The sequence below is a fragment of the Streptomyces sp. NBC_01233 genome (assembly GCF_035989305.1).
Taxonomy (GTDB): domain Bacteria; phylum Actinomycetota; class Actinomycetes; order Streptomycetales; family Streptomycetaceae; genus Streptomyces.
In genome coordinates this window covers 869,451-896,027 of sequence record NZ_CP108514.1, presented here as the reverse complement: position 1 = coordinate 896,027, position 26,577 = coordinate 869,451, and the positions used below count along the sequence as shown (strand labels likewise).

The window sequence follows — 26,577 nt, the reverse complement described above, 5'->3', positions numbered from 1 at the left end:
CAGCGTCGTCGTCGAACGCCGCGTCGAATGGACCGACACCGACGCGGCCGGCCACTACCACCACTCCACCGTCGTGCGCTGGGTCGAGGCGGCCGAGGCCGTCCTGCTCCACCGCCTCGGCCTGTCCCACCTGTTCGGCAGCACGCCCCGGGTCCACTTCGAGGCCGACTACCGGGCCCGGCTCTGGTTCGGGGACGCGGTGCGCACCGAACTGCAGGTCACCAAGGTCGGTTCGGCCTCCCTGCACTACGCCTTCACCGTGCGCGGCGAACAGGGCGTGGAGGCGGCCACCGGCCGCATGGTCATCGCCCACTCGGCCTCCCACGCGACCGGGTCGACCCCCTGGCCCGCCGACGTACGGGAACGGCTGGGCACGGCGGGGCCGCAGGAACCCGAACTGCTCACCACCCGCGCGGAACCCGCGCAATCACCAGGAGGTACGGCGTGCGCGTCGCAGTCATAGGAGGAGGGCCCGGCGGACTGTACTTCGCGGCCCTCACCAAGCAGCTCTCCCCGCACTGGGAGGTCACCGTCTGGGAACGCAACGCCCCCGACGACACGTTCGGCTTCGGGGTCGTCTTCTCCGACGAGACGCTCGACGGCATCGCCCAGGCCGACCGCGAGATCCACGCGGCCATGTCCGCCGAGTTCGCCCGCTGGACCGACGTCGACGTCCGCTACCGGGGCTCCACCCTCACCTCGGGCGGGCACGGCTTCGCCGCCCTCGGCCGCCGGCACCTGCTGCGGATCCTCCAGGAGCGCTGCGCCGCCCTGGCGGTGGACGTCCGCTACCGCACCCAGGCCCCGCCCGCCGCCGAACTCGCCGCGTCCTACGACCTGGTGGTGGCGTGCGACGGCGTACGGTCGGCCACCCGCGCCGCCTACGCCGACACCTTCGGCACCGACCTCGACGAACGCACCGGCCGCTACATGTGGCTGGGCACGGACAAGGTCTTCGAAGCGTTCACCTTCATCGTCGACGAGCACGACTTCGGCACCCTCCAGGTGCACGCGTACCCCTACGACGCCACCCGCTCCACCTTCATCGTGGAGATGGAGGAGGAGGCGTGGCGGCGCGCCGGCTTCGAGGAGTTCGCCGCCCTCGACCACCCGCCGGGCACCAGCGACGAGGACAGCATCCGGCGCTGCGAGGAACTCCTCGCGGACCACCTCGACGGCCACCGCCTCCTCCCCAACAACTCCAAGTGGCTCCGCTTCACCACGGTCCGCAACCGCACCTGGCGCCACGAGAACGTCGTCCTCCTCGGGGACGCCGCCCACACCGCGCACTTCTCCATCGGCTCCGGCACCAAGCTCGCCATGGAGGACGCCCTCGTCCTCGCCGCCAGCCTGCACGAACACCCGGACGTGCCGACCGCGCTCGCCGCGTACGAGGAGGAGCGCAGGCCGGTGGTGGAGTCCACCCAGCGCGCCGCCCAGGCCAGCCTGGAGTGGTTCGAGCACATCGACCGCTACACCGGCCAGGACCCGCACCAGTTCGCCTTCAACCTCCTCACCCGGAGCCGCCGCGTCACCTACGACAACCTGCGCGTGCGCGACGAGAAGTTCACCACCGCGGTCAACCGCTCCTCGACCGTGCCGCCGATGTTCCGGCCCTACCCGCTCGGCGGACTGCTGCTGCGCAACCGGGTCGTCGTCCCGCCCACCGCCCTGCACACCGCGCGCGAAGGCGTCCCCGGCGACTTCGACCTCGTCCACCTCAGTACGCAGGCCCTCGGCGGCGCCGGCCTGGTCCTCGCCGGGATGACGGCCGTCAGCGCCGACGGCCGGGCCACCCCCGGTTGCCCCGGCCTGTGGAACGACGAGCAGGAAACGGCCTGGCGGCGCATCACCGGCTTCGTCCACGGCCAGTCCGACACCTGCCTCGGCATCCAGCTCACGCACGCCGGACGCCGCGCGGCCGCGCACGACCGGCAGCCGATCGCCGCTTCCCCGCTGGCCTGGGACGAGCGGAGCCCCGTGCCGCGCGAGGCCGACCGGGCCGACATGGACGCTCTCGTACGGGACTTCGCGAGCGCGGCCCGGCGCGCCGACCGGGCCGGCTTCGACGTACTGGAACTCCAGTACGGGCACGGTCACCTGCTCTCCGGCTTCCTGTCCCCGCTGACGAACCGGCGGACCGACGAGTACGGCGGCGACCTCGAAGGCCGGCTGCGGCTGCCGCTCGAAGTACTGCGTGCCGTACGGGAGGTGTGGCCGGCCGGCAAGGCGCTGCTCGTGCGGATCTCCGCCGCCGACTGGGCCGAGGGCGGCACCAGCGAGGCCGACGCGGTCGCGATCGCACGGGCGCTCGCCGGTGCGGGCGCCGACGCGGTCGACGTCTCCACCGGCGAGGTCGTCTCCCACGAGCGGCCCCGCTACGGCCGCAGCTACCAGACCCCGTACGCCGACCTCATCCGCAACGCCACCGGGGTCCCCACCATCGCGGTCGGCGCGATCTCCACCTACGACGACGTGAACTCGATCATCCTGGCCGGCCGGGCGGACCTGTGCGGCGTCGGCCGCGCGCAGATCCACGACCCGCTGTGGACCCTGCACGCCGCCGCGGCCCAGGGCTACCAGGGCCCCGCCGCACCCTGGGCGCGTGCCTGGCGGGCCGGCAGCGGCCGGCCCCCGTCGGCCCGCACCGACCGGATCCCGCCCCGCCTCGAGCTCCTGCGGCAGCCCGCCGCGTCCGCCCACCGCCGCTGGCTGCCGCGCGCCGCCGCCCCGGCGCCCGCTCCCGTCCCCCGATAGCCGGAGGTTCCCATGCCCACGGACAGGGAGAACCTGCCCCGATTCACGGCGGCGGCCGTCCAGGCCGCACCCGTCTACCTCGACCCCGCCGCCACCGTCGACAAGGCCGTCGCCCTGATCGCCGAGGCCGCGGTCCACGGAGCCGAACTCGTCGTATTCCCGGAGGTGTTCGTCCCCGGCTACCCCTACTGGAACTGGACGATGAACCCGGTCCAGGGCTCCCCCTGGTTCGAGCGCCTCCAGCGGTCCTCCGTCGACATCCCCGGCCCGCACGTCGACGCCCTGCGCGCGGCGGCCCGCCAGCACGGGATCGTCCTCGTCATCGGGGTCAACGAGCGTGCCCCGCACAGCCTCGGCGTCCTCTACAACACCCTGCTGACCATCGGACCCGACGGCGCCCTCCTCGGCGTCCACCGCAAACTGGTGCCGACCTGGGCCGAGAAGCTCACCTGGACCGGCGGGGACGGCAGCTCACTCGTCGTCCACCGCACACCCGTCGGCCCCCTCGGCGCGCTCGCCTGCGGCGAGAACACCAACACCCTGGCCCGCTTCACCCTCCTCGCGCAGGGCGAACTCGTCCACGCCTCCTGCTACATCGCCCTGCCCGTGGCCCCCGCCGACTACGACATGGCCGACGCGATCGCCGTCCGCACCGCCGCCCACAGCTTCGAGGGCAAGGTCTTCTCCGTCGTCGCCTGCTCCACCGTCTCCCCGGAGATCGTCGACATGCTCGCCGGGGACGACGAGGAACTGCGCAAGCAGTTCACCCGTCCCCGCAGCGCACTGTCCGGCATCTTCGGCCCCGACGGCCGCCCGGTCACCGAACCCCTCGTGGACGACGAGGGGATCGTCTACGGCGAGATCGACCTCGCCCGGTGCATCCAACCCAAGCAGATGCACGACATCACCGGTCACTACAACCGCTTCGACATCTTCCGCCTCGAAGTCGACAACCGCCCCCGGCTGCCCGTGACCTTCACCGTGCCCCCGGCCCCCTTCACCGACACCGCCGCCCCTGAGGAGGACGCATGACCAGCGAGCAGGACGACACCATGCTCGGCCGCGCCCGGGTCTCCGACACCCCCGAACTCACCGCGTACTACGACGAGCTCGGCGCCCTCGACGCCGGCGCCCTGTGGACCGTGGCCAACGACATCGAGCCCTGGTACCCACAGCCCCGGTCCGTGCCCGTGCTGTGGCGCTACGAGGAGCTGCGCCCCCACGTCCTCAAGGCCCTCGGCCTCGTCAAGGGCGACGACGCCGGCCGCCGCGTCGTCATGCTCGTCAACCCGGGCCGAAAGGAGGTCAGCGCCGCGGCGGGGCTCCTCTACACCGGCCTGCAGATCATGGGCCCCGGCGAGGCCATGACCGCCCACCGCCACCAGGCCGCCGCCCTGCGCTTCGTCCACGAGGGCACCGGGGCCTGGACGATCGTCGACGGCCAGAAGCTCAAGGTCGGCCCCCGCGACTTCGCCATCACCCCGAACGGCACCTGGCACGAGCACGGGAACGACGCCGAGGACGGCCCCGTCATCTGGCAGGACGGACTCGACATCCCGCTGGTCAACGCCCTGGACGCCGGCTTCTACGAGGTCCACCCCGAGCTGTACCAGACCCCGGGGAAGGTGATCAACTCCTCGGTCCTGACCTACGGAGCGAACCTCTTGCCGTACGGGGTGGAGAAGTGGACCCGGCCGTACTCCCCGCTGCTCGCCTACCCCTGGGAGCCCACCTACGAGGCGTTGCGGGGCCTCGCCGAGGCGACCGAGGGCTCCCCCTACGACGGGGTCATCGCCGAGTACACCAACCCGGTGACGGGCGGGCCGGTCATGCCCACCATGGGCGCGCACATGCAGCTGCTGCGCCCCGGCCAGGCCACCCTCGCCCACCGCCACACCGGCTCGGTGATCTACACGGCAGCCAAGGGCCGCGGAGTCTCGGTGATCGCCGGACAGCGCTTCGAGTGGAAGCAGGGCGACATCTTCTGCGTCCCCTCCTGGGCCTGGCACGAGCACCACAACCTCGACCCGGCCGAGGACGCCTGCCTCTTCTCCTTCAACGACTTCCCCGTCATGCGCTCGCTCGGTTTCCACCGGGAAGAGGCGTACGCCGACAACGGCGGGCACCAGCCCGTCACCGCCGCCTGACCCACGAGGAGCCCCAGCATGCGCTTGCTGACCTTCACCACCGGAACCACCGGAACCACCGAACGCCTGGGCGTCGAGGCCGACGGCCTCGTCCTCGACCTGGCGGTCCTGGCCGACCACGCCGGCGCGCGGCTCCCGCACGACCTGCTGTCCTTCGTCCAGGCCGGCCCGGCCGCGGAGGAAGCGGCCCGGCAGCTGCTCGCCGCCGACCCCGCCGGACGGCCCGCCGACGCCGTCCACCGGCTGGAGGACGTGACCCTGCGCGCCCCGCTGCGCCCCGGCAAGATCATCGGTGTCGGCCTCAACTACATCGAGCACGTCGAGGAGTCCAGCCGCAGCCTCGACACCGACAAGGACCTGCCGCCGCGCCCGGTCCTCTTCGGCAAGCCCGCCACCGCCGTCACCGGACCGGGCCAGCCGATCCTGCACAACGCCGACCTGACCACCCAGCTGGACTGGGAATGCGAACTCGCCGTCGTCATCGGCCGCACCGCCCACCGGGTGAGCGAGGAGGAAGCGTACGACCACATCTTCGGCTTCAGCATCATCAACGACATCAGCGCCCGCGACCAGCGCCGCTCCGGCCAGTGGTTCTTCTCCAAGGGCCAGGACTCCTACGCCCCCTTCGGCCCGGTGATCGTGACGCGCGACGAGATCCGCGACCCCATGGCACTCGACCTCTCGCTGCGCGTCAACGGCGTCACCAAGCAGAAGTCGAACACGCGCCACATGCTCTTCCCGATCGCCCGCCTCATCGCCGACATCAGCTCCGGCATGACCCTGGAACCCGGCGACGTCATCGCGACGGGCTCGCCCTCCGGCGTCGGCGCCGGCATGGTCCCGCCGGAGTTCCTCACCCCCGGTGACACGGTGGAGGCCACCGTCGAGCTGATCGGCACCCTGACCAACCCCGTCGTCGACGCCCGCTGAGGAGCACCCCGTGGCACCCCGTACCTACCGCATCGGCCAGATCGTGCCGAGCTCCAACGTCACCATGGAAACCGAGGTCCCGGCCATCCTCCGGGCCCGCCAGGCCGTCGCACCCGACGAGCGCTTCACCTTCCACTCCAGCCGGATGCGCATGACCCACGTGACCCCGGAACAGCTCAGGGCCATGGACGCGGACTCCGACCGCTGCGCCGTGGAACTGTCCGACGCCCGGGTCGACGTGCTCGGCTACGCCTGCCTGGTCGCCATCATGAGCATGGGCCTCGGCTACCACCGGACCGCGGAACAGCGGCTGCACACCCGCACCGCCGAGAACGGGGCGCCCGCCCCCGTCGTCACCAGCGCCGGAGCCCTCGTTCACGGGCTGCACACCATCGGAGCCAAGAAGATCGCGCTGCTGGCCCCCTACATGCGCCCGCTCACGCGGACCGTCGTGGACTACCTCACCCACGAGGGCATCGAAGTCCTCGACTACGAGGCCCTCGAGATCCCGGACAACCTCGACGTCGCCGCCCACGACCCGGCCCGGTTGCCGGGCCTCGCGCGGGCGCTGGAGTACTCGGACGCCGACGCCGTGGTGCTCTCCGCCTGCGTGCAGATGCCGTCCCTGGGCGCCATCGAGGAGGCCGAACAGCTCCTGGGCAAGCCGGTCGTCTCCGCGGCGGTCTGCACCGCCCACCAGCTGCTCCGCGCCCTGGACCTCGACGCCGTGGCCCCGGGGGCGGGCCACCTGCTGTCGGGCAAGTACGCACGGGCCGCCCTTCCGGCCTAGCGCAGCGGCGGCAACGTGTACGTCGGGATCGAGGGGTCGTCCGGGTCGAAGGGGGTCGGCTTCCAGTCCATCGTCGGGACGTGGGTGGGCGCCGGCGGCGGGGTGGGCCCCCGGTAGGGGTTCTGCGGGACCTTCGGCGAACCCGCCGTGCTCCGCTTCGGCGCCGGCCCCGACCCGCGGCCGGCCGAGGACTTCGGGGCCGGCGCCGGGGGTGCGGCCGTGGCGGAGGGCTCCGGGGCGGCCGGCTGCGAGGCCGTGGGGGCCGGCGGGTCCGTCGCCGGGCCGGCGCTCGTGGTCGGCGTCGGCGGCTTCTCCTGCGCCGGTGGGGCGCCGCCGTCCGCGGCGCCCGAACAGCCGCTCAGCAGCAGGCCGCCCACCAGCACCACGGCCACGGCCCCCGGCACTCTGCCACCGGCGCTCACGCCCACCACCCGCCATTCCCGCGTCGTTCACATGTTCTGCGCGGGGATCGTAGCTCAGCCCCGCGCCCCCGATCCCGGCAGGATGACGGTGACCCCGGCTCCTGCGGCCGAGCCCATCGCGGCCAGCGCTGCCGGGGCAGCCTCCAGCGGGATCGTCGAGGTGACCAGCAGGTCCGGGCGCAGCACCCCGCCCCGGACCAGCTCCATCATCGGCGGGTAGGCGTGCGCCGCCATCCCGTGGCTCCCCAGGATCTCCAGCTCCCAGCCGATCACCCGGTCCATCGGCAGGGCCGCCGTGCCGGCCGCCGTCGGAAGCAGCCCCACCTGCACGTGCCTGCCCCGGCGGCGCAGACCGCTCACCGAGGCCGCCGCCGTCACCGGCGAGCCCAGTGCGTCGAGCGAGAGGTGTGCGCCACCACCGGTCAACTCCCGTATCACGGCAGCGGTGTCGGCGTGGGCCGCGGCGTCCACACCGTGCACGGCGCCGAACTTCCGTGCCAGCTCCAGGGCTCCCGGCGCGGTGTCCACGGCGACCACCCGTGCCCCGGCCGCCGCCGCGATCATCACGGCGGAGAGGCCCACTCCGCCGCAGCCGTACACGCTGACCCACTCGCCCGCCGCGACCCTGCCCTGCGCCACCACCGCCCGGAACGCCGTCGCGAAGCGGCAGCCGAGCCCGGCCGCCGTGGCGTACGAGAGTTCCCGGGGTACGGCCACCAGGTTCACGTCGGCGTGGTCCAGGGCCACGTACTCGGCGAAGGACCCCCAGTGGGTGAACCCGGGCTGTGTCTGCCGCGCGCAGACCTGGTGGTCACCCGCCGCGCAGTCGGCGCAGCTTCCGCAGGCGCACACGAACGGGGCCGTGACCCGGTCGCCGACCCGCCAGTTCGAGACCCCGGCCCCCACCGCCTCGACCACGCCCGCCAGTTCGTGCCCGGGCACGTGCGGCAGCACGATGTCCGGATCGTGACCCATCCACCCGTGCCAGTCGCTGCGGCACAGCCCGGTGGCCTCCACCCGCACGACCACGCCGCCCGCCGCCGGACGCGGCTCCGGCACGTCCCTGACCTCGGCCTGCTCCCCGTACCGCTCGAAGACCACCGCTCGCATGGCTCCCGCCCTCCGCTCGACTGACCGGCACGCTACCCCCGTCCTCAGGGCGCGTCGTCCCCGGCCCTCGCGAGGGCCAGCACCCCCGCGCAGATCAGGGCGATGCCCAGCAGCTAGGGGAGCAACCACCAGCCCGACCGCAGGTGTTCCTCGTAGAGGACCACGCCCAGCGCGATGCTGATGCTCGCGTCGCCGAGGGTCAGCGCGGGCTGCGACGCGACCAGCGGACCGCCCTGCATGGCGTGTTCGAGCAGCAGCAGGGCGCAGATCCCGCTCGCGCCGAAGGCGTACGTCTCCCAGGTGGTCAGGAACGCGCCGATGCCGCCGTCGTCGAGGACGTGCACCGCGGACTTCATCAGGGCGGCGGTGAGCGCGTAGCAGACGGCGGTGGCCGCGCCGAGGCAGCCGGCCCGCGAGCGGCCGGGCGGGCGGCGCAGCCCGGCCACGGCCAGCAGGGCCACGACGACCGCGCAGGCCGTCAGGGCCACCGCCCACCGCGCGGGCGGCGCGTCCGTACGGTTGCCCTGGGGCGAGGCGGCCACCAGCGCGATCCCGAGCCCCGCCACCACCCCCGCCACGGCCAGCCACAACGCCCCCGGCAGCCGTTGGCGCGTCACCAGTGAGGCGATCAGCAGGGCCAGCGGCAGCTCCAGCACGAACAGCGGCTGTACGAGGGCCAGCGCGCCCGTGGCCAGTGCGACGGCCTGCCCGACCCCGGCCGCGATCACGGCCAGGATCCCGCCGACCCACACGGGCCGCCGTAGCAGGTCGAGGACCAGACCGAAGCGGAAGCCGTCGCTCTGCGGCACGGTGAGCGCCGCCCGCCGCTGGAGCACGGTGGCGAGCGCGTTGCTGAGCGCCGCGAACAGCGCGAAGAGGACCGGCAGGACGACGCCCATGCCCCGATCCTCACCGCCCCCGCCACCGGGCCGCGCCACGACACCGGACGGGGGCCCGCGCATCCCGCGCATTCCCCCGTCCGGACCCGCACGCCTACTGCTCGGCCGCTCCTCGGGTCCGCTCCGCGGCCCGGCGCAGGGCCAGCGCCGCGAGGGCCTCCGGGGCGCCGGCCTGTCCCCGGATCCCGGGGAAGGCGTTGACGTCCACGATCAGCGGTGTACCGCCGCCGGTGTCGATGATGTCCACTCCGTAGACGTCGAGCGCGAACACCGTGCCCACCTCACGCACCAGGCCGGCCCATCCCGGGGGCAGTTCGGCCGCCGGCAGGGGCCGGGTGGGGCCGCGGCCCCCGGGGGAGAGCTCGGAGCGGCGCAGGGCCGAGAAGACCTGGTCCCCTATCGCCCACAGCTTGTGGTCCCAGCCGTTGTTGGGCGCGTGGTCCTGCACGACGACCGGCTCGTGCGGCCACTCCCGCGCCAACTCCCGCAGGCGGGCCGCGTCGTCCACGCGGGCGACGAGGTCGCCCCGGCGGCTGCGTCGGCTCTTGACGACCACGGGGGCGTCGAGCCGTGCCTCGGCCGCCCAGGTCGAGAGGGATCCGTGGGTCCGGGTCGGGGCGAAGGGCAGCCCGGCGCGCAGGGCGAGCTCCGCCATCTCCGTACGGTCCTGGCACAGCGCGGTGGCCGCCGCGGAGTTCACCACCGGCGCCCCCTGTCGCTCCAGGTGGCGTGCGAGCCCCAGCGCGTGCGGCGTCCGCGACTTCAGCAGGTACACGTCGGCCGGCGGCAGCGGCACCTCCCCGAGCGTGACCGGGTCGAGGGCCTCGACCGTGTGCTCCGGGGCCAGCAGCGCGGTGGTGTCCGCCAGCAGCGGATGCCCGGGCTCCGGGGTGATCAGGCCGATCCTCATGCGCCGTCGCCCCCCACGGCCGAGACCTGAGCCGAGACCTGAGCCGAGACCTGAGCCGGGATCGACAGGGGCAGCGCGTACGGCAGCGCCACGGGCGCCGTCGGCCGCGTGGCGCCGCCCGCCCGCGCCAGCCCCAGTACCGCCCGCGCCACCCGCGCCGCCGCGTCCGGCACCTGACGGAAGCTCGGGAAGTCGTTCACGTCGACGACCACCGGCCCGTGCGGGCCCAGGAGCACGTCCACCCCGTACAGGTCCAGCCCGTAGACCGCCCCCACCTCGGCGGCGATCGCCGCCACCTCGGCCGACAGCGGCACCCGGCGCTCCCGCACCGAGGGGTCCGGGTGCAGCGGGGAGCAGCGCTCGGTCGCGAAGAGCTCGCCGCCGACCCCGTACACCTTGATGTCCGTGCCCGCGTTGGGCACGTACGGCTGGGCGATCAGCATGCCCTCGCCCGCAAGGAGGGGAAGCATCGTCTCCAGCCGCTCCGGCGAGGACACCATGCGCACGGCCCGTCCGGAGCTTCCGTCGGCGGGCTTGACGACGAGCGGGTACTCCGCCGCCGGTATCTCCCTGAGCAGTTCGGGGCAGGCCACCGCGTACGTGGTCGGCAGCGGCAGCCCCCGGCCGCGCCCGATGGCGGCGGCCAGCGCCTTGTCCCGTACGCCCCGGATGGACCGGGCGTCGTTGACGGTGGTCATCCCGGCCGCGGCGGCGGCTTCGAGCAGCGTGAGACCCGGCCCGCCGGAGACGGTCTTGAGCACCCAGGCGTCGTGCGCCCCCGCGTCCACGGCCTCGGACATGCGCAGCAGCGACCCGCCCGGCCGCACCACGTCCACCCGGTGCCCCCACGCGGTCAGCTGCCCGATCACCTCGTTCGGCATGCCGTCGTGGCGGTAGTGCTCCTCCACCAGGAAGCAGAGCCTCATCGACCTTCCCCATATTCCCCGGACGTCCGCCGATTCCGTCCGGCGAGTTGTGACGTCACAGGATGTCATGGACCGCAATGTGATGATCGGTCCGCGTGTGGGCTTCCTTGCTACGCTGCCCGTTTTGGATCAACGGGGGAGGGATCGGGCATGGGCGTTCGGTGGACGGGGCTGCTGCACGGGCTCGCCGGGAACACGGCCGCACCGGCGGACGTGCTGCTGCGTCTGCTCGGCCACGAAGACGAGTGGGTGCGACGAGCGGTTGCACGGCGCGCGGTTGTGCCGCAGGAGGTGATCGAGGCCGTTCTGGTCCACCCGGACCGCCATGTCCGGAGCGCCTTCGCCGAGAACGGCAACGCCGACCCCGACCAGCGTGCCCGGCTGGTCGACGACCCGGCCCCGGCGGTCCACCTCGCCCTCGCGCACGGCCCCTTGGCCTACCGGCGGCGCGTGGCCCCGCTGCCCGACTGGGCGTACGAGCGGCTGCTCGACCATCCCAGGGGCCTGGTGCGCAGCGAACTGGTCACGTGGGGCCCCACGCCCGCCCACGTCCTGGCGGGACTCGCGGACCACGAGGATCCGGTGTTCCGGCAGGCGGCCTGCCGTGCCTGGGACCGGCTCGCGGACGAGGCCCGGGAGCGGCTCCTCCACGACGAGGGCCCGGACGTCCGGCAGGCCGCCGCCCGGCACGTCTGCCACGAGGACGAGGAACGGACCGCGTGGCTCGTCGGCCGGCTGGGGGACGGGTGGCAGGTGGCCGAGGTCCTGGCGAGGGGCCGGCTCACCCGGGAACTCGCCGAACGCGTGGTCGCGCAAGGCGAACGGCTCGCGGCGATCGCCGCCAACCCCTCGCTCCCGCCCGACCTGGTGGCGCGGCTGGCCGTCGACCCCGACCCGCGGGTCCGGCTCCAGGTGTCCGCCCGCCCCGAACTGAGCGAGTCCGAGCGCGCCGCCATCGACTACACGGTCGGCGCCGAGGACCGGTTGTCCACTCTCGACTGGGTGTGGGAGCGCCGCGAGGACGCCGGGTTCCTGCGACGGTGCGCCCGGTCCCCGCACACCTGGCTGCGGCGCAGCGCCGCGGTCTGCCGCGGTCTGCCGGCCGAAGCCGTCGAACTGCTCGCGCACGACGATGACTTCGCCGTACGGCTGCTGCTCGCCGAGTTCCACCCGGAACCGCCGCCCGAGCTGCTCTTCGACCTCTATCTGAACGGCACCCACCGCGCCGTGGGCATGCTGGTCACCCGGCCGGGCTTCCCCGCCGCCGGGCTCGCCGCGCGCCTCGGCGACTGCCCGGACCCGAGGGGCCGGCGCCTGGCCCTGCGCGACCCCGGTCTGGAGCCGGAGCTCCTGGACCGGCTCAGCCGGGACCCGGAGACGCGCGCGGACGCCGGCCGGGACCCGCGGCTCCCCGTGGCCCGGATCCGCGAACTGCTCGCCGGTCCCGACCGGGACGCGGCGGCGGCCGCCGCGGCCAACCCGGCGCTCCCCGCCGAGGACATGCGCCGCATGCTCGACCGGGCCGGGGTGCCGGAAATCCCGGTGAATGATCGGACAATCGGCTGCTAGTTTGATCGCGTGCCGAAGCTGAATCAGATCATCGCAGTGGAAAAGGGCGTCAAGTCCAAGTCCCTCCAGGAGCTCACGCAAGCTCACCACGACGTCCAGAAGCCCGCCCTGCTGGCCGGCATCTCCCGGACCTACCAGCCCAAGGACGAGGAGGGCGAGCAGCTGCCGCCCGAGTCCACGCGGGTGCAGGTCAAGGCGGAGGACGTGCTGCGGGCGACCGCGGGGACCCTGACGCGGCTGTTCGACGTGACGGCGACCAAGGACTGGGCGAACCGCACCGCGGCCGCCGACGTCGTCGTGGACGGGACGGTCCTGCTGGCGCAGGTGCCCGTGCCGTACCTGCTCTTCCTGGAGAAGCAGCTGACGGACATGCACACCTTCGTGCGGAAGCTGCCGGTGCTGGACGCCTCCGAGTCCTGGAACCTCGACCCGTCGACGGACTCGTGGAAGACGGACGCGGTGCGCACGATCCGTACCAAGAAGGTGCCGCGCAACCACGTCAAGGCCGAGGCCACCGAGAAGCACCCGGCGCAGGTCGAGGTCTACTACGAGGACGTCCCGGTCGGGTACTGGACGACCGTGAAGTTCTCCGGTGCCCTGCCCGCCCGCCGGGTCAACGAGCTGCTCGACCGCGTGGAGAAGCTCCAGCAGGCCGTCAAGTTCGCCCGCGAGGAGGCCAACAGCGCCGAGGTCACCGACCAGCGGGTCGGGGACGCGGTGTTCGGCTACCTGTTCAGGTAGCCTCGAAATCTCCCCCTGTACGTCTGCAGGGGGTGCGCGAGAGCGCAAGCTGAAACTGATGTTGAAGCTGAACAGGGGTGTCAGTTGGGGGTTCGAATCCCTCCCCCGGCATTGCGTGCCGGGGTGGCCCAAGCCGGTAGAGGCGGCCCCGTTAATCTCAGATTCTCGCTCCAGTCTCAGTATTCGCCGCCGAACACCGGATCGACCGAGCGTGGACGATCATCGATGGATGGGGGTTCAAGTCCCCTCTGCGCCTCTCTCGTGGCGCGGTAGTTCAAAGGTAGAACACGTCGATCTCAGAATGATCCGCGACTCTTAAACGTGCCGGTGTGCGCAATTGGGTGGCACGCAGGAGCCCGGGAACTGGATATGCTCCCGGGCTCCGTCACACCCCGGTCAGGCCGGTACGGACACGAAGGTCCGGCCCGCCTCGTTCTCCACGAGGACCGCCTTGACGTTGGCCGGATCCACCGCCGCCGAACCGTCCAGCGAGGCGCCCTTGCCCTCGCCGTTCTCCTGGCCGCCCACGACCCAGCCGCCCGCGGTCGTGCGCGTACCGTCCTTGGAGACCACGATCAGCCGGCACCGCTCGCCCCGCGGCACTCCCGTGACCGCCGCGTGCAACCGCACCCACTTGGCGGCCGGCGTCATCTGCACGGTCATCCGCACGCCCGTGCCCGGATCGGTCGCGGAGAGCAGCTTGGTCCCGGCGGGCGGCGGCGAAGGGTCCGCCGAAGCCGTCGGGGACGGCGGCGCGGGCAGGGCGACGGAATCGGGATCGCCGGCGCCCAGTGCCGTACCGGCCCAGAACACGGCGGCCAGCGAGGCGGCCACGGCCAGTCCCGCGAACCCCGCGCGCCGGCGCTCGGCACCGGCCCGCTCACCGCGCATCTGCCGCAGGGTGCGCTGGAGCAGCAGGTCCCCGCCCTGCGGCGGTCCGTCGAGGAACGCCTCCTCGGGCACCTCGCCCAGTGCCGCTTCCATCTCGCGCAACGCGGCCAACTCCTCCCGGCACTGCACGCATCCGCTCATGTGATCCTCGATCCGGCGGACCTCCTCGGCGTCCAGGACGCCGAGCACGTACGGGCCGAGCAGTTCCTCCTCGTGCCGCTGCCGGTTCATGCCACCACCTCACGCAGTCCGGCCGGCCGCTGGGGCGGCCCGCCCGGTCGTTTGCCATCTCTGAAGCTGCTGTCCTTGGAACGCTGGTCCCTGAAGACGTCGCGCAGGGCCTTGAGCGCGTAGTGCGAACGCGATTTGACCGTGCCCGCCGGGATGCCGAGGGCGTCGGCCGCCTCCGCCACGCTGAGCTGCCGGTAGTACAACTCCCTGAGGACGTCACGGTGTTCCGGCGACAGCTGGTCGAGGGCCCCCAGGACCGTCATGCTGTCCACCACCGCGTCGGCGTGGTCCGCCTCCACCGGAGGCGTGGCCGAGGCCCCGGAGACCTCCGGCGGCCGCGCGGCCTTGGCCCGGTAGCGGTCGGTGATGATGTTGCGGGTCACGGTGAGCAGCCAGCCGCGCACCGAACCCTTTCCGTTGACCAGGACTTCGGAATGCCGCCAGGCCCGGATGAGCGTCTCCTGGACGACATCCTCGGCGGCGGCCCGGTCCCCGGTCAGCCGGGTGGCGTACGCGAGCAGGGCGTGACCGTGCTCCTCGTACACCGACTTGATCAGTACCTCATCGGTCGAGCCCCGCCGAGTGCGGGGCCACAGTGGTCCGGCCATCTCACCCTCTCCGTCTTCCTCGCTTAGGTGGTGCGGTCGGAACACGCGACCGGCGCCCGCACGGTTCACGTGACCTGTGTCACTCAGGTCCGGCAGGCGCGGCCCTCGTTGAGGCAGCCGACGACCGCGGCCATCTGCCGGTCGGTCATCGCGTTGACGAACATCGCGTGGTCCGTCTTCGGGCTGTGCCGCTGCTCGGGGAAGGAGTCGAGCGCGACGGGCACCCCCGCGGGGACCTCGTAGGCGAGGGAGACGCGCAGTTCGGGCACCGGGAAGAAGTCCGGCGGGCAGACGCCGTTCGTGCCGGGGAAGCGCAGGTGCGAGCGGTGTCCGGCGCCGGCGGTGTCGATGCCGTTCCAGCAGCTCGGAAAGACCAGGGTGCGGGTGACCCGCTCGTCCTCGGGGCAGCGCGGGTAGCGGGTGGTGGACCGGTCCGGGGAGCCGGAACACCCCCAGCGGGCCCGTACGTCGGCGTCGCCGGCCGCCGTGTACGCGACGGCGTCGCCCGTCATGCCGCGCAGGAAGCGCGGCATGGCCACCACCTTGCTCACCGGGCTGCCGCGGAACTCCACCAGGACCGAGACCTCCGGGAGGACCTCGCCCGTGTTCCCGTGCCCCGCCGAGTGCTCGTGGGGGCGAGTGCCCGGCCGGTCGAGGCGCCGCAGGACGGGCCAGTAGTACGTCGACCGGTCGCCGCCCGTGCAGCTCGTGGCGGCCGCGTCGAGGGAGGCTTCGGTCGACATCGCGTCCGTGGACAGGTTGCCCACGTACGCGTGCGTGTGGTGGGCGCCGGCCCGCAGGCCGGGCGAGACCACCAGATTGTCCTCGTTGTAGTGGCCCTGCTCGTTGCGGCCGCAGTCCACCACCACCGAGCCGGTGGATCCGTCGGCACCCGGGGCGGGAGGGGCGGCCGCGACGCGTGGAACGTCGCGTATGTCCACGTAGTCGGAGGGCGCCGGACGCCCTGCCACGGTCCCCCCGTGCGGACCGGCCGCTCGCGAGGCACCCAGCACCGCAGCGGCCAGTCCGCCCCCCAGGACCAGGCAGATGACGAGTGTGAGCAGTCGGCGTTCTTTCCCCATGGCGGTCACGGTTGCCGGTGGCGCGACCGCCGTCAACCTGGCATCCGCATGGCCGTCGCCGCCCGGCCGCCGACCACCGGACCCACCCGTCCCCACCAGCCACTCAAACCCCTTGGAGGGGGCTCCGGTTGTCCGTGCGGGTGCTTGCCCGGCCGTGCCGCGACCGCGCAGAGTGGGGCGCATGACATCAGCCGCGACACCCGCCGAGCTCCTGCAAGCATTCGCCCGCACCCGCGCCTCGCTGGACGGCCGCGAGGTCACCTTCTGGTGGACCGGTGATGTCCACTCCTGGGCCCCGGGCGAGCCCTACCGGCGCCTCCTCGGCTTCGAAGGGCTCAATGTCGCCCGCCTCGTCGCGGACGAGGAGACCGGCGGCTACCAGCTGCTCTCCAGGGAGGCCGCGTTCTACCTGGACCCCCGGACCCGGGAGATCGCGGAGACCTGGGAGGACAAGCCGGTGGTCCACGTCTGGAACGACCCGGCCAACCAGAAGTGGCGGCCGTTCCCGGTGCCCGTGACCGACCTGGGCGACCAGGTCTGCTTCAGCCTGGAGATCCCGCTCGCCTACCCCTCCCCCCTGCCGGTCGAGGAGTACCCGGCCCAGTCGGCCGACGACACCTACCGGGCACTGGAGCTCTTCCAGTTCTTCGCACCCGCGTCGGTGATGGGCACCGACGAGGCGAGCGTCCCCTCGACGATGTCCTGGACGCGGATGTCCCCGTGGCTGCCGTGGATGGAGCAGGGCGCGCGCCCGGGCGGCCTCACCTTCCACTGCCGGGGCCGCAAACTCGACACGTACGCGCAGGTCCCCGAGCGCACCCGCGCCTACATCGCGGACCACCACCCGGAATTCGCCCACGCCCCGGAGAAGTGGAGCGAACCGAACGAGACCAGCTGGACCTACTTCCGCAAGCTCTTCCCGCCCAGCTAGCGGGCCGGCCGGACAGCCCGTTCGGCGGCAACCCCGGTCGCTCGCTGCCCGGCACGAGGGGATCACGGTCGGGTGGGGCACGGAGCCCCGGTTCGAGCCGTTCGGGCGGGACGCGGGCGGCCCCTGGCGCGGCTTCCAGGTGGACCGCCGGCGGCTGGACGCGCTGCTGCTCGACCGCGCCGGGGAAGCGGGGGCGGAGGTCCGCCTCGGCTGACGGCCCGGTCCCCGCGGACCGTCCGGTGAGGGCCGGCCCCTCACCGGACGGGATGCCGGGAGGCCCCCGCGGGCACCCGGCGCACCGTCGGAACCCCTGGTCACCGCGGGCCCGAGGGACCCCCGGGGGGTGCGGCAGGGGCGGACAAGGGTTTTCCCCGTATCGAGTTCATCGCCGCGTTGCCTACTGTCTGCCCACCGGCGATCTTCCCCAGGCCGGGCGGTTCACACGCCAACCCCACATGGCGTGTACGCCCCACCGTCCGGGGGAGCGCCGGGACCGCCGTTGCCCCTGCCCCGCCGTTGCGGCCGGGACAACGTGGCGCGCGGCGGCGGCCGGGGCGAGACCGACCAACTCGCTCCCGGCCCCGCGGCCGCCGGAACCTCCCACACTGCACCGACCGGCCGCTCCGGCCTGCCCGGAAACGGCCCGCGAAGGGGAACACGTGCACGCTTCCAGACGTCGGCTCATATCCGTGGCGGCCATCTCCGTCACCCTGCTCGCCGGCTCCGCCACCGCCACCGCCTCGGTGGCCGCGGCCGTCGAGGCCCCCGGCACGGCGCCGGCCGCCACGGTCGCCGCCACCGCGCCGGTCCAGAACCTCATCGTCGGCTACAAGTCCTCGGCCACCGAGGCCAGCTCGAACACCGCGGCCGCCGACGACGCCGCCGCCAAGGGCAAGAAGGCCGGCAAGAAGGCGAAGTTCGACCGCCGCCTCGGCACCGGAGCGGCCCTGGTCAACCTCGGCGGGACCGTGGCCCCGGCCGACGCGGCCGACGTGATGGCCCAGTTCCGCGCCGACCCGGACGTCGCCTACGTCGAGCCGGACTCCCGCGCCTACGCCCAGGCCGTCACCCCGAACGACACCGAGTACGCCAAGCAGTGGGACCTCTTCGAGCCCACCGCCGGCATGAACGTTCCCGCCGCCTGGGACAAGACCACCGGCTCCGGCGTCACCGTCGCCGTGATCGACACCGGCTACGTCGCCCACTCGGACGTCGCGCCGAACATCGTCGCGGGCTACGACTTCATCTCCAGCTCCGCCGACGCCCGTGACGGCAACGGTCGCGACAACAACCCCGCCGACCAGGGTGACTGGAACGCCACCGACGGCGAGTGCGGCCTCGGCTCCAAGGCCAGCAACTCCTCCTGGCACGGCACCCACGTCGCGGGCACCATCGCCGCGGCCACGAACAACTCCAAGGGCGTCGCCGGCATCGCGTACGGCGCGAAGATCCAGCCCGTCCGCGTGCTCGGCAAGTGCGGCGGAGCCACGTCGGACATCGTCGACGCCATCACCTGGGCCTCCGGCGGCTCCGTGGCCGGTGTCCCGGCCAACGCCACCCCGGCCAAGGTCATCAACATGAGCCTCGGCGGCTCGGGCACCTGCGGCACCAGCTACCAGAACGCCATCAACGCCGCCGTCGCCCGCGGTACGACCGTGGTCGTCGCCGCCGGCAACAGCAACGCGGACGCGGCCAACTTCTCGCCCGCCAGCTGCAACAACGTGATCAACGTCGCCTCGAGCAACCGCGCGGGCGACCGCTCGTACTACTCGAACTACGGCGCGATCATCGACGTCGCCGCCCCGGGCGGTGAGACCCGCCGCGCCACCGACACGCCCGGCACCGTCACCACCCCCGAGAACGCCATCCTCTCCACGCTGAACGCGGGCACCACCACCCCCGGCGCGGAGAACTACAAGCCCTACCAGGGCACCAGCATGGCCGCCCCGCACGTCGCGGGCCTCGCCGCCCTGCTGAAGTCGGCGAACTCCTCGCTGACCCCGGCGCAGATCGAGTCGGCGATCAAGACGAACGCCCGTCCGCTGGCCGGCACCTGCACCGGCGGCTGCGGCACCGGTCTCGCCGACGCCGCCGCGACCGTCGCCGCCGTCACCTCGACCCCGCCCACCCCGGCCTTCGAGAACGGCACGGACTTCGCCATCGGTGACAACACCACCGTGGAGAGCCCGATCACCGTCACGGGCAAGACCGGCAACGCCCCGGCCACCCTCAAGGTCGGTGTGAACATCGTCCACACCTACATCGGTGACCTCAAGGTCGACCTCGTGGCCCCCGACGGCAGCGTCTACACGCTCCACAACCGGGCCGGCGGCAGCACGGACAACATCAACCAGGTCTTCACCGTCAACGCCTCCTCCGAGGTCGCCAACGGCACCTGGAAGCTCCGTGTGAACGACAACGCCGGCGGCGACACCGGCAAGATCGACTCCTGGAACCTCGCGTTCTGAGGCGCCGGTGACCGGCTTCCGGCCGGTTCCCGGTCCGGCCGCCAACTCGGCCTGACGGGCCGATAGTACGGACCAGCAATGATCCCCGGACCTGCTGATACACCTCGTATCGGCAGGTCCGACGGGTTTTCCCGGGACGTGACTGATTTCTGCGTCACAATCCGGGTCCGCCCGCCATCCGACCTCGTATTGTCGCCTCTCACAGGAAGGGCACAGGAGCTGGGGAGCGAAAGGCTGGTGGCTGTGCGTGGTGGCGGCGACGGGGAACGCTGACACGAGTGTCGGACACGGTGAACTCATCAAGGCGGTCGACCATGCGCTGAGCACACACGGCCGGGCCCTGCTCACCGGACCCGCGGGCGCGGGCAAGACCGAGGTCGTCCGCGCCGTCGCGGCCGCGGCCGAATCCCGCCGCGAGAGCGTGCTCCGCCTCGCCCCCGAGGCCGCCGACCAGTGGATACCCGAAGCGTCCGCCGCCGCCCTCCTCGCGTCCGTCCCCGGCGCCGCCCTGGACCAGCTCTCCGGCCCCCAGCGCACGGCCATCGCCCTGCTGCGCCGCGAGGCAGACGCCCCCCGCGCCGGCCGCGACCACATCGCGCTGCGCCTCGCCGTCGTCGAAGTGCTCCGCACCCTGGCCGCCCGCCAGCCCGTCCTGCTCGTCCTCGACAACGCCCAGTGGCTCGACGCCGAGAGCACCGACCTCCTCCGCTTCGCGCTGCGCCTCACCCCGCCCCGCGTCCGGGTCCTGGTCGCCGAATGCGTCCAGGGCGGAGCCCCCGTGGGCGAAACCCTCTGCGGACCCGGCGTCCCCGCGGTCCGGGTCCCCCCGCTCGGCGCGGACGAGGTCGCCGAGCTCCTCGTCCGCCACTGCCTCCCCGCCCGCCTCGCCGGCCGCATCCACCAGGCCAGCGGCGGCAACCCGCGCCTCGCCCTCGCCCTCGGCCACTCCCTGGCCGAAGCCGCCGAGGCCCGCGACAGCAGCGCCCACCACGCCGACCCGCTGCCCGTCTCCGGACAGGCCCGCGAGGTGGCCCGCCGGCTCCTCGCCGGGGTCCCCGCCCAGGCCCGCCGCACCCTGCTGCTCGCAGCCCTCGCCTCCCGCCCCACCACCTCCCTGCTCCGCCGGGCCGGCCGCCCCGACGCCGAGGCGGAGCTGGCCGAGGCGGAACGGGCCGCACTGGTCAGGGTGGGGGAGGACGGCACCGTCGAGTTCACCGCCGGCGCCCTGCCCACCGCCCTCGCCGCCGACGCGGGCTGGCCCGAACGCGCCGCCGGGCACGCGGCCCTGGCCGCCGCCGTCGACGACCCCGTCCAGGCCGTACGCCACCGCGCGCTCGCCGTGGACACCCCCGACCAGTGGCTGGCCGCGGAGATCACCGAGGCCGCCGCGGTCTGCCGGCGCCGGGGCCAGCGGGTCCTCGCCGCCGAACTCGGCCTGCTCGCCGCCGAACGCACGCCGTCCTGGCTGGCCGGCGAGGAACTGGCCCGGCTCGTCGCGGCCGCCGAGGACGCCGGCTGGGCCGGCCGGGCCGACCTCGCGCGCCGCGCCACGCGCGCCGTCCTGGCCCGCGACGCCTCGTCCGCCGACCGGGTTCGTGCCCGGCTCGCCGTGATCGACGCCGCCGGCCAGGCCCTGGGCGCCCTCGACGAGACCTTCGCGTACGCCATGGACGAGGCCGCCGGCGACCCCTCGCTCCAGGCAGCCGTCCAGCTGCGGATCGCCTGGAAGCACAACCTCAGCGACGGCGACCCGGTCCGCTCCCGCGACGCCGCGGCCGAGGCCGGCCGCCTCGCCGCGCTCGGCGGCGACCAGACCGCCGAGGCCATGGCCCTGACCGTACGGGCCCGGATGGGCCGCATCCTCGGGGACACGGACGCCGAGGAGATCCTGGCCGAGGCGCTCGCCCTGCCCGCGCCCGAGGTGCCGCTGGGGATGCGCAACGCACCGCAGTACCTCGCCGTCCGGCACGCCCTCTTCGACGACCGCCTCGCCGACGCCCGCCGGCAGCTGATGGTCCTGCTCCCGGCGGTCCAGCGCACCGGCTCCGCCGAGGACGTCTTCGAGGTGCTGCGCAGCCTCACCGAGGTGGAACTGCGCAGCGGCCGCTGCGAGGCCGCCTCCGCCCACGCCCGCCGGGCCCTGGAGCTGACGATCGAGGCGGGCCTGTCGCCCGGCCCCGCCTGGTACGTCGCCGCGATGGCCGAGGCCACGGGCGGCAGCTTCGCGCGCGCCGCCGGCTACGCCCGGCGCGGCATCCAGGCCTCACAGGAGGAGCAGGACCAGGTCTTCCTCTCCCGCAGCCTGCACGCGCTCGGCCTGGTCGAACTGGCCACCGGAGAGGCGGCGAAAGCGGTCGCCACCCTGCGCCGCGTCGCCGCGCTGGAGGCCGCCCAGCAGGTGGTGGATCCCTCGGTCCTGCGCTGGCACGGGGAGCTCGCCGAGGCCCTGATCGCCGCGGACGCACCCGGCGAGGCCGCCGAACTCCTCGACCGGGTCCGTACCGTCGCCCTTAGCCTCGGCCGCACCGGGGTCGTCGCCGCGCTCGACCGGGCCCGGGGCCTGTGCCTGTCCGCCCAGGGCGAGGCCGACGCGGCCGTCCACCTGCTGGAGGCCACGGCCCAGCGGTTCGACGCCCTGCAGCTGCCGCTGGAGCGCGGCCGTACGCTGCTCGCCCTCGCCCGGGTGGAGCGCCGCCGGCGCCGGCGCGCCCCCGCCCGCGCGGCGCTGCGGACGGCAGCCGAGGTGTTCGCCCTGGCCGGGGCGGCTCCCTGGACGGAGCTCGCCAGGGAACCGGCTCCCGGCGAGGGAGGCGGTGCGCAGGTGCCGGCGGCCGCGGTGCTGACCGAGGCCGAGATCCGGCTCGCCCTGCTCGTCAGCCAGGGCGCCAGCAACCAGGAGGCCGCGGCGAAGCTGTTCCTCAGCGTCAAGACGGTGGAGGCACGGCTGACCCGTATCTACCAGAAGCTCGACGTCCGCTCACGCGCCCAGCTCGCGACCGCCCTGCGCACCCGCTGACCGCGCCGCGGATCAGCAGCCCAGGTTGTTCCCCGGGGTCACCCCCAGCAGCTGCGTGAAGCTCTGGTACTTCGAGATCCGGCTCTGGACCTGGGCGGGATTGCCCCCGTTGCACTCCAGCGAGCCGTTGATGGAGCGGATGGTCTCGCCGAAGCCCGCGCCGTTCACCATCGCGGCGTGGGCGGTCATCGTGCCCGGGCCGTTCTGGGTGTTCCAGTACCAGAGCGCCGTCTTCATGGCGACGGCCGGATCCTGCTCCACGAGGTACGGGTTGGCGAGGAGGTTGATGCCCAGCGCGTCACCGGCCGCCTTGTAGTTGAAGTTCCAGCTCAGCTGGATGGGCCCGCGGCCGTAGTACGCCGCCTGTCCCGCCGGACAGCCGTACGGCTGGCTCGCGTCGCAGTAGTGGGGGTAGTTCGCGGTGTTCTGCTCGACGATGTGCACGAGCCCGCCGGTCTCGTGGGAGACGTTCGCGAGGAAGGCGGCGGCCTCGCGCCGCTTCACGGTGTCGTCGCCGGTCCTGGCGAAGCCGGGGTAGGCGGACAGCGCCGCGACCAGGCCGTTGTAGGTGTAGAACGGGTTCCGATTCGGGAACATCTGGTTGAACTGGGCCTCGGAGACCACGAATCCGGACGGGTTGCCGGGGTCGGGGTCCGGGTCCTGGCCCCCGCCGCCGCAGACGCCCTGGTCCGACCAGACGCCCCACTGGCCGGTGGTGCCGGGCGTCTCGCCCTGGGTCCACCACTTCGTCTGCCAGTTGTGTCCGCCGTACGAGGCGCTCATGCCGTTGGTGTAGACGGCGGACGAGGCCCAGGCACCGGTGCAGGGGGCGGCCGCCGAGGCGGGGGAGGAGGGGAGGGCGATGACGAGGCCCACCGTGACGGCTGCGGCGGCGGCCAGGGAGAGGGCACGGCGGCGAAACGCACGTATCACGTAACTGCTCCTTCAGTGGGGGGAATTGCCGTGGGAGGCAACAGTGCCCACTGAAGCGAGAATGGTCTGTACCTGTCAAGGTCTAGACCAAATGAAACGCGCCGGTGTCACGCGTAACGCGTGACACCGGCGCGGAATCGGGTCGATCAGCTGCCGGCGGAGACGTTGCCGGAGAGGACCGGGATGTTGCTGAGGATGTGCGAGGCCGCCTCGTCACCCTTCGCCTGGGTGGAGTTCTCGGTGCACTGCTGGTTCTGCGGGTTGGACAGGACGTTGATGTCCTGGACGCCGATGTTGGCGATGACCGCGAACAGGGACTGGGCGTTGACCTTGGCCGGCAGGCCGATGCAGAGCTTGTTGAGGGAACCCTGGACCGCGCTGAGCTGCGGGCTCATCTTGCCGTGGGTCTCCTGGTTGCCGTAGATCTGTGCGGCGCCGTTCCCGTTGACGGTGTTGACGCCCTCGTCGTTGCCGATGGCCATGGCCGGGGAGGCGAGTGCGGCACCTGCGCCGAGCACGGAGGCGGTGACGGCGGCGGTGGCCATGAACTTCTTGAACATGTGGGGGATCCTTCTGTCGCACTGTCGCATGAGATAGCTGCCCTCGGCGGGACGAGCTGATCAACTGCTGACGGTGCCAAGGGTTATCCTCCCTCACCCGGGTGGCCCAATGGCGGGTGGAGTCGCCCGGTCCCGCCGCCGCGGCGGCGAGACTGAGCTCCTCGGGTCCGAGGGTCAGCCGGTCTTGCGGCGGACCTTCTTGTTCTTGCCGCCGGGGCCGCTGCTGGCACCCTGGACCTTCGCCCGGCTCTGGTGCGCCTGCTGGGACTGGGCGTTCGCCGCGTTGCGCTCCAGGGCCTCCCGGAACTTGCGCTTGGCCTCATCGGCCGGGGATTCGTCCTGCGGGGTGTCGGTTTCGTCAGCCATTAGTCCTCCTGGGGTGATCAAGCCGTTTCAGTCTGTCAGGTGGCGTGCCCGCTGACCAGCGAGTTCGCCGTGACCCCAAGGGGGGCTTGGGGAGGTCATAAGTTTTGTTTATGGGGTCATAAAGCGATACCGGGTGCCGGGTTAGGCTTACCTTCGTTTAGGGTTCCCCTTGATCCACCTTGCCGTCGCTCGAAGGGAACCCCTGCCATGCCTCGCCCTCTGCGGGTAGCAATCGTCGGTGCCGGCCCCGCCGGAATCTACGCCGCCGACGCGCTGCTGAAGTCCGAGGCCGCCGTCGAGCCCGGTGTGTCCATCGACCTCTTCGAGCGGATGCCGGCGCCCTTCGGCCTGATCCGGTACGGCGTCGCCCCCGACCACCCGCGCATCAAGGGCATCATCACCGCCCTGCACCAGGTCCTCGACAAGCCGCAGGTCCGCCTCTTCGGCAACGTCGACTACCCGAACGACATCAGCCTCGACGAGCTGCAGTCCTTCTACGACGCCGTGATCTTCTCCACCGGCGCCACGGCCGACCGGGCGCTGACCATCCCGGGCGTCGAGCTCGACGGCTCCTACGGCGCCGCCGACTTCGTCTCCTGGTACGACGGCCACCCGGACGTCCCGCGCACCTGGCCGCTGGAGGCCGAGAAGGTCGCCGTGCTCGGCGTCGGCAACGTCGCCCTCGACGTCGCGCGCATCCTCGCGAAGACGGCCGACGAGCTGCTGCCGACCGAGATCCCGGCGAACGTCCACGACGGCCTCAAGGCCAACAAGGCGCTCGAGGTGCACGTCTTCGGGCGTCGCGGTCCCGCCCAGGCCAAGTTCAGCCCCATGGAGCTCCGTGAGCTGGACCACTCGCCCAACATCGAGGTCATCGTCAACCCCGAGGACATCGACTACGACGAGGGCTCCATAGCCACCCGCCGTGCCAACAAGCAGGCCGACATGGTCGCCAAGACCCTGGAGAACTGGGCGATCCGGGACATCGGCGAGCGGCCGCACAAGCTGTTCCTGCACTTCTTCGAGTCGCCCGCCGAAATCCTCGGCGAGGACGGCAAGGTCGTCGGACTGCGCACCGAGCGCACCGAGCTCGACGGCACGGGCAATGTCAAGGGCACCGGCCGGTTCACCGACTGGGACGTCCAGTCCGTCTACCGGGCCGTGGGCTACCTCTCCGACGAGCTTCCGAAGCTTCCCTGGGACGTCGACTCCGGCACCGTCCCGGACAAGGGCGGCCGCGTGATCGAAGCCGGTGCCCACCTGCAGTCGACGTACGTCACCGGCTGGATCCGGCGCGGCCCGGTCGGCCTGATCGGCCACACCAAGGGCGACGCGAACGAGACGGTCGCGAACCTGCTCGCCGACCACGCGGAAGGCCGCCTGAGCGCGCCTGCCGTACCCGCGCCGGAGGCCGTCGAGGCCTTCCTCGCCGAGCGCAGCGTCCGCTACACCACGTGGGAGGGCTGGCACCGGCTGGACGCGGCCGAGAAGGCCCTCGGTGAGCCCCAGGGCCGCGAGCGCGTGAAGATCGTCGAGCGCGAGGACATGCTCGACGCGAGCGGGGCGTAGCGAGATGGGGGCCGGGACCCGGACGGGGTCCCGGCCCCACCGCGCGGAGCGGTCCTGCCGGAGCACGCGCGGACCGTGACGGGGCCTTTGAGGGCCGGCCGTACCACGCTGTCCGGGCAACGGGACGGTACCGGTCGGGGCTGGGAACGCCGAGAACGCCGAGAGCGGCGGGCCCGTCAGGAGTCCCCGGTCCGCTCCAGCACGCCGCGGACGAAGGCCGCCTGCCCGGCGTGCTGCAGGTCGTCGGCCAGTACGCTGACCAGGCGCACCCCGAGGGTGACCGGCGGGTCCCAGCGTTCGTCGACCACCCGGTCCAGATCGGCGGCGGCGAGCCCCCGGACGAACCGCAGGCTCTGTTCGTGCACCGCGTCGAAGTACCCCAGCAGCAGCGCGCCCGAGTCCACCCGCACCGTGCCCGCCTGGCGCGCCGAGTGGCCGTACCCGGTGGCCGCGGCGGGCAGCGGCAGGGCGAACCGGTCCGCCCAGTCCCCGGTCCGCCACACCTGTTCCCGGCCGGCCGCGTCGGCGATGTGGTCGTCCTGGATGCGGGTCAGGTGCCAGACCAGCCAGGTGATCGAGTTCGCCGCCGGGTCCACGCGCGCGTTGAGCAGCTCCGCCGGGACCCCGTCCACGACCTCGTGCACGATCTCCCCGATGCGTCCGAACCCGTCGGCGATGACGTCCGTAGCCTTCATGCACCCACCATGCAAGGCCCGGCGGT

23 protein-coding genes and 1 pseudogene are annotated in these 26,577 nt (G+C 73.0%); 12 read left to right on the top strand and 12 right to left on the bottom strand.

What is annotated here, in order from left to right:
• Positions 1 to 73: 73 nt before the first annotated feature.
• The 6 genes from OG332_RS04530 to OG332_RS04505 all read left to right on the top strand — a co-directional run bounded on the left by OG332_RS04530 (position 74) and on the right by OG332_RS04505 (position 6,624).
• Complete coding sequence (locus OG332_RS04530) at positions 74 to 463, top strand: acyl-CoA thioesterase (RefSeq protein WP_442816330.1); 390 nt, start codon at positions 74 to 76, stop codon at positions 461 to 463.
• A complete protein-coding gene (locus OG332_RS04525) occupies positions 445 to 2,757 on the top strand; it encodes an oxidoreductase (RefSeq protein WP_327412207.1) in 2,313 nt (770 codons plus the stop codon). The genes OG332_RS04530 and OG332_RS04525 overlap by 19 nt, the downstream gene beginning before the upstream one ends.
• Before the next feature lie 12 nt (positions 2,758 to 2,769).
• On the top strand, positions 2,770 to 3,789 hold the full coding sequence (locus OG332_RS04520; RefSeq protein ID WP_327412206.1) for a carbon-nitrogen hydrolase family protein: 1,020 nt from the start codon (positions 2,770 to 2,772) through the stop codon (positions 3,787 to 3,789).
• Positions 3,786 to 4,904 carry a cupin domain-containing protein gene (locus OG332_RS04515; protein ID WP_327412205.1) on the top strand — a complete coding sequence of 373 codons (1,119 nt, stop codon included), beginning with the start codon at positions 3,786 to 3,788 and terminating at the stop codon, positions 4,902 to 4,904. The genes OG332_RS04520 and OG332_RS04515 overlap by 4 nt, the downstream gene beginning before the upstream one ends.
• 18 nt (positions 4,905 to 4,922) lie before the next feature.
• Complete coding sequence (locus OG332_RS04510) at positions 4,923 to 5,834, top strand: fumarylacetoacetate hydrolase family protein (RefSeq protein ID WP_327412204.1); 912 nt, start codon at positions 4,923 to 4,925, stop codon at positions 5,832 to 5,834.
• Positions 5,835 to 5,898: 64 nt separating this feature from the next.
• Positions 5,899 to 6,624 carry a maleate cis-trans isomerase family protein gene (locus tag OG332_RS04505; protein ID WP_327419107.1) on the top strand — a complete coding sequence of 242 codons (726 nt, stop codon included), beginning with the start codon at positions 5,899 to 5,901 and terminating at the stop codon, positions 6,622 to 6,624.
• On the opposite strand, the gene OG332_RS04500 is transcribed toward OG332_RS04505, so the two are convergent.
• The 5 genes and pseudogenes from OG332_RS04500 to OG332_RS04480 all read right to left on the bottom strand — a co-directional run bounded on the left by OG332_RS04500 (position 6,621) and on the right by OG332_RS04480 (position 10,891).
• The gene (locus OG332_RS04500) at positions 6,621 to 7,046 is read right to left on the bottom strand and encodes a hypothetical protein (RefSeq protein ID WP_327412203.1); all 426 of its coding nucleotides are present in this window, start codon (positions 7,044 to 7,046) and stop codon (positions 6,621 to 6,623) included. The genes OG332_RS04505 and OG332_RS04500 overlap by 4 nt on opposite strands.
• 54 nt (positions 7,047 to 7,100) lie before the next feature.
• Entirely contained in the window at positions 7,101 to 8,156 is a 1,056-nt protein-coding gene (locus OG332_RS04495; protein WP_327412202.1) for a zinc-dependent alcohol dehydrogenase family protein, read from the bottom strand.
• 44 nt (positions 8,157 to 8,200) lie between these two features.
• Positions 8,201 to 9,055 (bottom strand): annotated as a pseudogene (locus OG332_RS04490) (DMT family transporter).
• Positions 9,056 to 9,149: 94 nt separating this feature from the next.
• Entirely contained in the window at positions 9,150 to 9,965 is an 816-nt protein-coding gene (locus OG332_RS04485; RefSeq protein WP_327412200.1) for an ATP-grasp domain-containing protein, read from the bottom strand.
• The gene (locus OG332_RS04480; RefSeq protein ID WP_327412199.1) at positions 9,962 to 10,891 is read right to left on the bottom strand and encodes an ATP-grasp domain-containing protein; all 930 of its coding nucleotides are present in this window, start codon (positions 10,889 to 10,891) and stop codon (positions 9,962 to 9,964) included. The genes OG332_RS04485 and OG332_RS04480 overlap by 4 nt, the downstream gene beginning before the upstream one ends.
• Positions 10,892 to 11,041: 150 nt before the next feature.
• On the opposite strand from OG332_RS04480, the gene OG332_RS04475 reads away from it, so the two are divergent.
• Entirely contained in the window at positions 11,042 to 12,460 is a 1,419-nt protein-coding gene (locus tag OG332_RS04475; RefSeq protein WP_327412198.1) for a hypothetical protein, read from the top strand.
• 9 nt (positions 12,461 to 12,469) lie between these two features.
• Complete coding sequence (locus tag OG332_RS04470) at positions 12,470 to 13,201, top strand: DUF7873 family protein (RefSeq protein ID WP_327412197.1); 732 nt, start codon at positions 12,470 to 12,472, stop codon at positions 13,199 to 13,201.
• A gap of 396 nt (positions 13,202 to 13,597) precedes the next feature.
• On the opposite strand, the gene OG332_RS04465 is transcribed toward OG332_RS04470, so the two are convergent.
• The 3 genes from OG332_RS04465 to OG332_RS04455 form a co-directional block, all read right to left on the bottom strand.
• A complete protein-coding gene (locus OG332_RS04465; RefSeq protein ID WP_327412196.1) occupies positions 13,598 to 14,323 on the bottom strand; it encodes an anti-sigma factor family protein in 726 nt (241 codons plus the stop codon).
• Positions 14,320 to 14,931 carry a sigma-70 family RNA polymerase sigma factor gene (locus OG332_RS04460; protein ID WP_327412195.1) on the bottom strand — a complete coding sequence of 204 codons (612 nt, stop codon included), beginning with the start codon at positions 14,929 to 14,931 and terminating at the stop codon, positions 14,320 to 14,322. The genes OG332_RS04465 and OG332_RS04460 overlap by 4 nt, the downstream gene beginning before the upstream one ends.
• 83 nt (positions 14,932 to 15,014) lie before the next feature.
• Entirely contained in the window at positions 15,015 to 16,013 is a 999-nt protein-coding gene (locus OG332_RS04455) for a DUF1996 domain-containing protein (RefSeq protein WP_327412194.1), read from the bottom strand.
• 181 nt (positions 16,014 to 16,194) lie between these two features.
• On the opposite strand from OG332_RS04455, the gene OG332_RS04450 reads away from it, so the two are divergent.
• From OG332_RS04450 to OG332_RS04440, 3 genes are all read left to right on the top strand, one after another.
• The gene (locus OG332_RS04450) at positions 16,195 to 16,944 is read left to right on the top strand and encodes a DUF1838 family protein (RefSeq protein WP_327412193.1); all 750 of its coding nucleotides are present in this window, start codon (positions 16,195 to 16,197) and stop codon (positions 16,942 to 16,944) included.
• Between the two features lie 659 nt (positions 16,945 to 17,603).
• Positions 17,604 to 19,412, top strand: coding sequence for a S8 family serine peptidase (locus tag OG332_RS04445; RefSeq protein WP_327412192.1), 1,809 nt, complete (start codon positions 17,604 to 17,606; stop codon positions 19,410 to 19,412).
• Between the two features lie 247 nt (positions 19,413 to 19,659).
• On the top strand, positions 19,660 to 22,428 hold the full coding sequence (locus OG332_RS04440) for a helix-turn-helix transcriptional regulator (protein WP_327412191.1): 2,769 nt from the start codon (positions 19,660 to 19,662) through the stop codon (positions 22,426 to 22,428).
• Between the two features lie 12 nt (positions 22,429 to 22,440).
• Here the strand turns inward: OG332_RS04440 and OG332_RS04435 are convergent, their stop codons facing one another.
• The 3 genes from OG332_RS04435 to OG332_RS04425 form a co-directional block, all read right to left on the bottom strand.
• Entirely contained in the window at positions 22,441 to 23,361 is a 921-nt protein-coding gene (locus tag OG332_RS04435; RefSeq protein WP_442816104.1) for a glycoside hydrolase family 19 protein, read from the bottom strand.
• A 146-nt stretch (positions 23,362 to 23,507) separates the two neighbouring features.
• Entirely contained in the window at positions 23,508 to 23,921 is a 414-nt protein-coding gene (locus tag OG332_RS04430; RefSeq protein ID WP_327412190.1) for a rodlin, read from the bottom strand.
• Positions 23,922 to 24,095: 174 nt separating this feature from the next.
• Complete coding sequence (locus OG332_RS04425) at positions 24,096 to 24,287, bottom strand: DUF5302 domain-containing protein (protein ID WP_327412189.1); 192 nt, start codon at positions 24,285 to 24,287, stop codon at positions 24,096 to 24,098.
• 207 nt (positions 24,288 to 24,494) lie between these two features.
• Here OG332_RS04425 and OG332_RS04420 point away from each other — a divergent pair, with 207 nt between their 5' ends.
• Complete coding sequence (locus tag OG332_RS04420; RefSeq protein WP_327412188.1) at positions 24,495 to 25,856, top strand: FAD-dependent oxidoreductase; 1,362 nt, start codon at positions 24,495 to 24,497, stop codon at positions 25,854 to 25,856.
• A 176-nt stretch (positions 25,857 to 26,032) separates the two neighbouring features.
• Here OG332_RS04420 and OG332_RS04415 read toward each other — a convergent pair whose 3' ends face one another.
• Positions 26,033 to 26,551, bottom strand: coding sequence for a mycothiol transferase (locus OG332_RS04415; RefSeq protein WP_327412187.1), 519 nt, complete (start codon positions 26,549 to 26,551; stop codon positions 26,033 to 26,035).
• Positions 26,552 to 26,577: the final 26 nt, after the last annotated feature.

Bases quoted from the DNA above. Each gene is read 5' to 3' on its own strand.
- OG332_RS04520 (WP_327412206.1), top strand. From the start codon at position 2,770: ATGCCCACGGACAGGGAGAACCTGCCCCGATTCACGGCGGCGGCCGTC.
- OG332_RS04415 (WP_327412187.1), bottom strand. From the start codon at position 26,551: ATGAAGGCTACGGACGTCATCGCCGACGGGTTCGGACGCATCGGGGAG.
- OG332_RS04510 (WP_327412204.1), top strand. From the start codon at position 4,923: ATGCGCTTGCTGACCTTCACCACCGGAACCACCGGAACCACCGAACGC.
- OG332_RS04475 (WP_327412198.1), top strand. From the start codon at position 11,042: ATGGGCGTTCGGTGGACGGGGCTGCTGCACGGGCTCGCCGGGAACACG.
- OG332_RS04460 (WP_327412195.1), bottom strand. From the start codon at position 14,931: ATGGCCGGACCACTGTGGCCCCGCACTCGGCGGGGCTCGACCGATGAG.
- OG332_RS04420 (WP_327412188.1), top strand. From the start codon at position 24,495: ATGCCTCGCCCTCTGCGGGTAGCAATCGTCGGTGCCGGCCCCGCCGGA.
- OG332_RS04455 (WP_327412194.1), bottom strand. From the start codon at position 16,013: ATGGGGAAAGAACGCCGACTGCTCACACTCGTCATCTGCCTGGTCCTG.
- OG332_RS04515 (WP_327412205.1), top strand. From the start codon at position 3,786: ATGACCAGCGAGCAGGACGACACCATGCTCGGCCGCGCCCGGGTCTCC.
- OG332_RS04505 (WP_327419107.1), top strand. From the start codon at position 5,899: ATGGAAACCGAGGTCCCGGCCATCCTCCGGGCCCGCCAGGCCGTCGCA.
- OG332_RS04480 (WP_327412199.1), bottom strand. From the start codon at position 10,891: ATGAGGCTCTGCTTCCTGGTGGAGGAGCACTACCGCCACGACGGCATG.
- OG332_RS04430 (WP_327412190.1), bottom strand. From the start codon at position 23,921: ATGTTCAAGAAGTTCATGGCCACCGCCGCCGTCACCGCCTCCGTGCTC.
- OG332_RS04485 (WP_327412200.1), bottom strand. From the start codon at position 9,965: ATGAGGATCGGCCTGATCACCCCGGAGCCCGGGCATCCGCTGCTGGCG.
- OG332_RS04450 (WP_327412193.1), top strand. From the start codon at position 16,195: ATGACATCAGCCGCGACACCCGCCGAGCTCCTGCAAGCATTCGCCCGC.
- OG332_RS04495 (WP_327412202.1), bottom strand. From the start codon at position 8,156: ATGCGAGCGGTGGTCTTCGAGCGGTACGGGGAGCAGGCCGAGGTCAGG.
- OG332_RS04465 (WP_327412196.1), bottom strand. From the start codon at position 14,323: ATGAACCGGCAGCGGCACGAGGAGGAACTGCTCGGCCCGTACGTGCTC.
- OG332_RS04425 (WP_327412189.1), bottom strand. From the start codon at position 24,287: ATGGCTGACGAAACCGACACCCCGCAGGACGAATCCCCGGCCGATGAG.